This window comes from Peptoclostridium litorale DSM 5388 (assembly GCF_900141635.1).
In the GTDB taxonomy this organism is placed as follows: Bacteria; Bacillota; Clostridia; order Peptostreptococcales; family Peptostreptococcaceae; genus Peptoclostridium; species Peptoclostridium litorale.
Genome location: NZ_FSRH01000003.1, coordinates 272566 through 278597, shown reverse-complemented (window position 1 = coordinate 278597; position 6032 = coordinate 272566). Strand labels below are relative to the sequence as shown.

6 protein-coding genes are annotated in these 6032 nt (G+C 39.2%); 1 reads left to right on the top strand and 5 read right to left on the bottom strand.

Going from position 1 to position 6032, the window contains the following annotated elements:
- Positions 1 to 309: ATP-binding protein (locus BUQ87_RS04520; RefSeq protein ID WP_159434266.1), on the top strand; the 309-nt coding region annotated here is incomplete at its 5' end.
- Positions 310 to 802: 493 nt separating this feature from the next.
- On the opposite strand, the gene BUQ87_RS04510 is transcribed toward BUQ87_RS04520, so the two are convergent.
- The 5 genes from BUQ87_RS04510 to BUQ87_RS04490 form a co-directional block, all read right to left on the bottom strand.
- Positions 803 to 1441, bottom strand: coding sequence for a hypothetical protein (locus tag BUQ87_RS04510; RefSeq protein ID WP_038268281.1), 639 nt, complete (start codon positions 1439 to 1441; stop codon positions 803 to 805).
- A gap of 129 nt (positions 1442 to 1570) precedes the next feature.
- On the bottom strand, positions 1571 to 2704 hold the full coding sequence (locus tag BUQ87_RS04505) for an acyl-CoA dehydrogenase family protein (RefSeq protein WP_038268279.1): 1134 nt from the start codon (positions 2702 to 2704) through the stop codon (positions 1571 to 1573).
- 146 nt (positions 2705 to 2850) lie between these two features.
- Positions 2851 to 3891, bottom strand: coding sequence for an electron transfer flavoprotein subunit alpha/FixB family protein (locus BUQ87_RS04500; RefSeq protein WP_038268276.1), 1041 nt, complete (start codon positions 3889 to 3891; stop codon positions 2851 to 2853).
- Between the two features lie 25 nt (positions 3892 to 3916).
- Positions 3917 to 4705: an electron transfer flavoprotein subunit beta gene (gene etfB, locus BUQ87_RS04495; RefSeq protein WP_038268272.1), complete on the bottom strand. Its 789-nt coding sequence runs from the start codon at positions 4703 to 4705 to the stop codon at positions 3917 to 3919.
- Between the two features lie 43 nt (positions 4706 to 4748).
- Positions 4749 to 5882 (bottom strand): acyl-CoA dehydrogenase, encoded by a 1134-nt coding sequence (locus BUQ87_RS04490; protein WP_038268270.1) that lies wholly within the window; start codon positions 5880 to 5882, stop codon positions 4749 to 4751.
- Positions 5883 to 6032: the final 150 nt, after the last annotated feature.

Genomic DNA, 6032 nt, shown 5'->3' with positions numbered 1-6032 from the left:
AAAACGCTTCAAAAACCAGATATCCTTGTAATAGATGAACTGGGATACAATGAGATGCATGGTGAGATAGCCCACTACTTCTTTCAAATCGTCTCTGAGCGCTATGAAAAGGGTTCTTTGATAATAACATCCAACAAGTCATATGGCTATTGGGGAGACATATTCGGAGACAATGTAGTTGCGACAGCAATTTTAGACAGGTTGCTTCATCACTCAATGACTATAAATATCAAAGGTGAAAGCTATAGAATCAAAGAAAAGAAGAAAGCTGGATTTTTCAACTCAAGTAGAATGAGTAAAGAAGAATAACCGTATGTGACATTTATGCCGCGAAAGCCTGTTTATAATGAGAAGCAGACCTGTTAGCCTAAAAGATGCATCAACAGGGTACTTAGATGTCTCCGATACTGAAAACAGGTCTGCGAGTCTTATTGTAAACAGGATCGTGGAATAAAATCGACTGAGTTTACGCATAGTTTTCGGTTGAAAACGGTAATTTTCGAACGGAGATTTTCGGAAAAATAGAAACGCTATTGACACTATAATGTTTCTTCTCTTCTCCATCTGTTTTTTCTTTATTTTGCTCATAAGCATACCCCCTCTTCAAAACTAAAATTATAATATCAAATACCATTATTGTCAAGCTTTTAATCAGTATAATTCCTATCGATTATTTCAATTTTGCCATGTAGGGCTATAAATGACCAAAAGGCCGCATACACTATTAAATGCCGGCCTTTTTGCATTATTTGCAACTTAGGATGTATCTTTCGTCAACTCTATTTTCTAAATAAAACCCTTTTTATTTTTTCTTAGCAAAAGCAAGTATCCCTCCCAAGGCAACCGATAGGAACGCTGCTAGCAGCACTCTGTATTCACTTGGCACTATGAATACAATGGTGTGAGCTGGAACCCAGAAAAACGGTATGGTCTTCAAGACTACAAAAGAGATAAACTCCGACCAGTTGACTTTTTTAACTACTGAGTTTATGGTTACGCCCTCTTCTCCATCTAGCCTCATGTCAATATATGTATCCGTCATGCGATGCAGTGACATAAAAGCAGGACCAAAAGTTCCATTCATAACAAGGCTGGTTAGAAAAGCCGTGAAAACAGGAACGCCCATTCCCGGCAAATAGTGACTTTTCTGAGCGGCTACCACACCACCTGCAAATAGCGGCAAAGACATGGTTATAAGCATACCTAGCGCTCCCCACACAATCGCCCTGTATAAAACGCCCCTAGGTAAACTCCATTTTTCAGTGATGATCTTCAGCCCCACTACCTCTCCAAAGGTAGCCAGCACGAAAAATTTAACAAATCCACCCATATAAGGATGCATTGATGAAAATCCTAAAAATTGATCCCTTGTTACTGGAATTAACAGTATTAGAAAAAAGCCTGCAAAAAGTATGCTCCAAAAAAAATTCTTTACTTTCATATGATATCTCCTTCGACATTATTTTTTAAAGAAAATACGAATACCATTTTCTTTAAAAAATGTAGATATAAACAGGGATTGCCCCTTCATTTAGCTTATTGCATATATTCAGTTATATTTTTCAATTTATTATTTCAATAGTTTTGAAGCAATAACCATTTGTTGAACCTGGGATGTACCTTCATAAATTGAAATAACGCGAACATCTCTATATAGTCTTTCGATTGTATATTCTTTAATATAACCATATCCTCCATGAATTTGGAGTGCCTTGCTTACAATATCCTGCGCCGCCTCTGATGCAAAGTATTTCGCCATTGAAGCGTCCTTGCTTGCATCCTGACCAATATCCTTTTTATAAGCAGCATTATATACCAAAAGACGTGCCGCATTCAGCTTCGTTTCCATCTCAGCTAGCATAAACTGTATACCCTGGAAATTTGCTATTGGCTTTTTGAATTGCTTTCTTTCCTTTGCGTATTTAACCGCCTCATCCATGGCTGCCTGTGCTATGCCTATGGCCTGAGCCGCAACACCTATACGTCCTATGTCAAGAGTCTTCATAGCTGTCGTAAAGCCTTGGTTGACCTTTCCCAGTATGTCTGACTTGTGAACCCTTACGTTTTCAAGTATTACATCGCTTGTTGGACAGCCTATCATACCCATCTTTTTCTCTGGCTTGCCCATGGATACGCCGTCAAGCTTTGCATCCACAACAAAAGTGGTAATACCCTTTGTTCCCTTGGACATGTCCGTCTTGGCAAAAATCACAACATAGTCTGCAATAGGCGCTGCTGTAATAAATGTCTTTCTTCCATTTAATATGTAGTAATCGCCATCCTCTATAGCTGTCGTTTGAAGAGAGCCTGCATCAGAACCCGCTCCTGGCTCTGTAAGTCCAAAAGCAAATATTTTTTCCCCGCTGATCATAGGAACCAGGTATTTTTGTTTTTGCTCTTCTGTTCCAGCTATTAAAAACGGCGAGCCCATAAGTGAATTTGGTGAAGACAGGAAAATACTAGCTACCCCTGACTTTCTAGCGATTTCTTCCATAATAATAACATATGAACGAAAATCCGCCTCAGCGCCGCCGTATTCTTTAGGCATTTTTATCCCAAAAAAATTCGCCTTTGCCATTTTTTCAAAGACTTCCCTTGGGAATTCTCCCGTCTCATCCACCTGTGCTGCAATAGGCGCCAATTCTTTTTCAGCAAACGTACTTGCAAGCTTTCTTACTAGTTCATGTTGTTTTGTAAAAAGCATAGTCTCCTCCTTCATATCATAAAGATATTTAAAAGATTTAATTGGCAACAGGTTTAACTTTTTAAATTCCAAAAAATTATCTTCCATTTAACAAAGTAGTGAAACCATTAATGGTTTCACTACTTTGTATTCTATATATTAAATTCTTATGCTGTTTTTAATGCGTTTACTAAATCTTCACCCTTGTCCAGTGCTTCCATAAGCTTAGGAACCACTTCGTATAGGTCTCCTACTATGCCGTAGTCGGCAACATCGAAAATCGGTGCGCTTGCATTCTTGTTTATAGCTATTATTATGTCAGAGCTTTGCATACCAGCTATGTGCTGTATTGCTCCTGAAATACCGCAAGCTATATATATTGTAGGCTTAACCGTAGTACCTGTTTGACCTACTTGGTGAGAGTGATCTATCCATCCCTCGTCCACTGTAGCACGAGAAGCTCCTACTACTCCGCCCATTTTGTCTGCAAGTTGCTTAAGTAGTTCAAATCCTTCGGCTTTTCCTAGCCCTTTTCCTCCAGCTACTATTACGTCAGCGTCTGTAAGCGATACTAGTTCTTTAGCCTCTTTTACAATTTCAACCACTTCTGTTCTTACATCTTCTTTAGCAAGTTTTATATCAAGCGCTATAACTTCGCCTTTTCTTGACTCATCCATTTCTGCCTTGCTCATAACTCCCGGTCTCACAGTAGACATTTGAGGTCTGTGGCCCTGGCAAACTATTGTAGCCATTATGTTTCCGCCAAAGGCAGGACGAGTTTGAAGTATCTTTTTGTCTTCTGGATCTATTTCTAGTTGAGTACAATCTGCAGTAAGTCCTGTATCTACTCTAGCCGCAACTCTTGGAGCTAGGTCTCTACCTATGTGCGTCGCACCCATAAGCACTATTTCCGGTTTTACTTCGTAAATTGCATCTGAAATCACTTTTGTGTATGCATCTGTAGTGAAGTTTTCTAGAAGTGCATTGTCAGCAACATATACCTTGTCAGCTCCGTATGCAATCAGCTCTTTAGCCATATCTTCTGTGTTGTATCCTAGAAGTATTGCGCAAAGCTCGCTACCTGTTTCTGTCGCTAGTTTTCTACCTTCTCCAAGAAGTTCTATTGATACTGGCATTATTTTACCTTGTCTTTGTTCTGCGAATACCCATACATTTTTATATGAAGAAAGATCTTTTACTATTGGCATGGTGTTTCCCTCCTATTTGTATATGTTATATAAGGTGTTTTTGCTTAAGTGCTACAACTAGCTTTTCAGTCATCTCTTGCACTGAGCCTTCAAGCATAACGCCTTGTCCCTTTGGCTGCGGTACGAATGATTTATGAACTCTAGTTGGAGATGCCTTTAGTCCAACTTGGTCGTTTTCTATTCCAAGATGATCAAATCCCCATACTTTTATTTCTTTTTCTCTGAATGAGTCGTATATTCCCTTTACAGTCATATATCTTGGCTCACCTAGTTCTTTTATTGCTGTAAGAAGTATTGGAGTTTTCGCATTTATCACTTCGTATCCGTCTTCAAGCTGTCTTTGTATCTTAAGCTCGTTTCCGTCTATTTCAAAGTTTTGTACATATGTAACCTGGCTTATTCCAAGTCTTTCTGCTATTTGTGGTCCTACCTGAGCAGTATCTCCATCTATAGCCTGTCTGCCTGCGAATATTATGTCGTAGTCGCCCATTTTATTGATTGCTGCCGCTATTGCGTTAGAAGTCGCCCAAGTGTCTCCACCTGCGAATTCTCTGCCGCTTAGATGTATAGCGTCATCTGCCCCCATAGCAAGGCACTCTCTTAGCATATCTTCTGCCTGAGGTGGTCCCATTGTAAGAACTGTAACATTTACATCATCATATTTATCTTTTAGAGCTAGTGCTCCTTCTAGTGCGTTTGCATCATCTGGGTTAAGTATACTTGGAACACCTTCACGGATAAGAGTTCCCTTTACAGGATCTATTTTAACTTCATTTGTATCTGGAACTTGTTTTACACAAACGATAACTTTCATTTTCATCCTCCTCATAATACTATTGATATATTTTAGGCTTTATCTACTTCAAAAGGCTTCCTGCTATTACCATTTTTTGAACTTCCGATGTACCCTCGTATATAGAAGTTATTCTAGCATCTCTGAACAGTCTTTCTATAGTGTACTCCTTGATATATCCGTATCCTCCATGTAGTTGAAGGGCTTTCGATACAACTTCCATAGCTGTTTCAGCTGCGAAGAGCTTAGCCATCGATGCATCTTTTGAAGCGTCTAGTCCCATATCCTTTTTAAGTGCCGTGTTGTATGTTAACAGTCTTGCAGCATTTAGTTTAGTTTCCATTTCCGCCAGCATAAACTGTATTCCCTGGAACTGCGCTAGATTTTTTCCGAACTGCTTTCTCTCTTTGACGTACTTTGTAGCTTCGTCCATAGCTCCTTGAGCTATACCTATCGACTGGGCAGCTATACCAAGTCTACCTGTGTCTAGAGTTTTCATAGCCGTTAGGAATCCTTTGTTTTCTTTTCCTAGAAGCTTGTCCTTATGAACTCTTACGTTTTCAAGTATTACATCACTTGTTTTAGATCCTCTTACTCCCATTTTGTCTTCAGGTTTTCCTACGCTGTATCCTTCCACATTGCTGTCTACTAGGAAAGCACTTATTCCCTTTAGGCCCTTTGTTTCATCTGTTTTAGCGAATACTATAGTGAAGTCAGCTATAGGTGCGTGAGTGATGAAAGTTTTTCTACCGTTTAGTATATAGTAGTCTCCATCCTTTTTAGCAGTTGTCTGTATTGCTCCTGCATCAGAACCAGCTCCCGGCTCAGTAAGACCAAATGCTCCTATTTTTTCCCCTGTTATCATTGGTGTAAGGTAGTCTCTTTTTTGTTCATCTGTTCCAACGCTTAATAGAGGAGCTCCCATTAGTGAGTTTGGTGAAGATACATATGTTCCAGTGCTGGCACATTTCTTGCAAAGCTCTTCCATAACGATAACATAACTTCTGTAGTCAGCTCCAGCTCCACCATATTCTGTAGGTGTAGTTATTCCGAAGAAGTTAGCTTTCGCTAATTTCTGTATTACTTCTTTAGGATATGTAGCCGCTTCATCTACTTCTGCAGCTATTGGTGCCAATTCTTTTTCAGCAAATTCTTTAGCTAGTTTTCTTATTAGTTCATGCTCTTTTTTAAAAATCATGGCCTACTCCTTTACTTTTCACATTATTTTTTAATCAATTGGGTTTGAAGCACTATTTCGTGTGCAACATTGCAGTAAGGATTGAATATTTCTTATATAAGAACTATACCTGGCAGTCAATAAAACTTCCTTTGGTCTACACATTATGTC